Here is an 821-nt window from a genome sequence, read left to right as displayed (position 1 = left end):
GGGGTGGGGATGGTGAGGGGCCCTCACCATCCCCACCCCCAGCGGCGTGCTCGACCCGGCCCGCCTCCACGACACCCTCGCCGAACTGCCCGGCCCACCACACCCCGTACTCGTCGTCGCCACCGCGGGCACCACCGACACCGGCGCCATCGACCCCCTGCCGCGCATCGCCGACCTCTGCGACCGCCATGCGGCCACCCTCCACATCGACGCCGCCTACGGCGGGCCGCTGCTGTTCAGCGACACCCTCCGCACCCGGCTCCACGGCCTCGACCGAGCCCGGACCACCGCCCTCGACCTGCACAAACTCGGCTGGCAGCCCGCCGCGGCCGGCCTCCTCGCCGTCCCCGACAGCGCCGTCCTCGCCCCGCTCGCCCACCGCGCCGACTACCTCAACGCCCACGACGACACCGCCGCCGGCCTCCCCGACCTCCTCGGCCGCTCCCTGCGCACCACCCGCCGCCCCGACATCCTCAAAATCGCCGTCACCCTGCGCGCCCTCGGCCGCCGCGGCCTCGGCGACCTCGTCGAACGAGCCTGCGCCGCCGCCCAGCACCTCGCCGACCTCATCGACTCCCGCCCCGGCCTCGACCTCTACGCCCGCCCCGCCATCAGCACCGTCCTCTTCCGGCCCGCCGGAGCCGATCCGGCCGCCGTCGCCGCCGTACGACGCCGCCTCCTGCGCGAGGGCCGGGCCGTCCTCGGCCGCGCCACCACATGCGAAGGGCTCTGGCTCAAGGCCACCGTCCTCAACCCGCACACCCAGCCCAGCGACCTGCGGGCGCTGGTCGCACTCGTGGAAGGCAGCACCCCATGAGCAC

At 75.9% G+C, this 821-nt stretch carries 1 pseudogene; it reads left to right on the top strand.

What is annotated here, in order from left to right:
• Nucleotides 1–25: 25 nt before the first annotated feature.
• Nucleotides 26–817 (top strand): annotated as a pseudogene (locus CCN51_RS51975) (pyridoxal phosphate-dependent decarboxylase family protein); the annotation flags it as partial.
• Nucleotides 818–821: the final 4 nt, after the last annotated feature.

The sequence above is a fragment of the Streptomyces milbemycinicus genome (assembly GCF_002154605.1).
Lineage (GTDB): Bacteria > Actinomycetota > Actinomycetes > Streptomycetales > Streptomycetaceae > Streptomyces > Streptomyces milbemycinicus.
The sequence above is the reverse complement of the archived record's forward strand: the minus strand, read 5'-3'. Positions and strand labels throughout refer to the sequence as shown.